Annotated in this window: 1 protein-coding gene; it reads left to right on the forward strand. The window is 50.3% G+C overall.

Annotated elements, in window-relative coordinates:
• On the forward strand, positions 1-272 hold a 272-nt coding region (locus ASU00_RS25690), incomplete at both ends, for an SH3 domain-containing protein (RefSeq protein WP_169792915.1).
• Between the last annotated feature and the right edge of the window lie 17 nt (positions 273-289).

The raw sequence follows: 289 nt of genomic DNA on the forward strand, positions 1-289 counted from the left end.
TCAGCGCGGATTCGCTCAATATGCGGAAAAGCGGGGCTGAAAGTGCTCCTGTAGTAGCGAAGCTAACAAGGGGCACGTCTGTCACGGTGTATTCGGAATCCAATGGTTGGGCAAGAATCAAAGCCGATGGAAAAGACGGTTACGTCAGTACAAAGTATTTATCGGCAACGAAGCCAGGGGTTTTAACGAAGGCTGCGGTTCCGGTGTCTGCCGTATCTGTAAAGACACAAACGAACCAGGTAACGAAAGCCGCCGTACCTGTAAAGACGGTGNACGAAATACGTGAATG

The sequence above is a fragment of the Peribacillus muralis genome (genome assembly GCF_001439925.1).
Classification (GTDB): Bacteria; Bacillota; Bacilli; order Bacillales; family DSM-1321; genus Peribacillus; species Peribacillus muralis.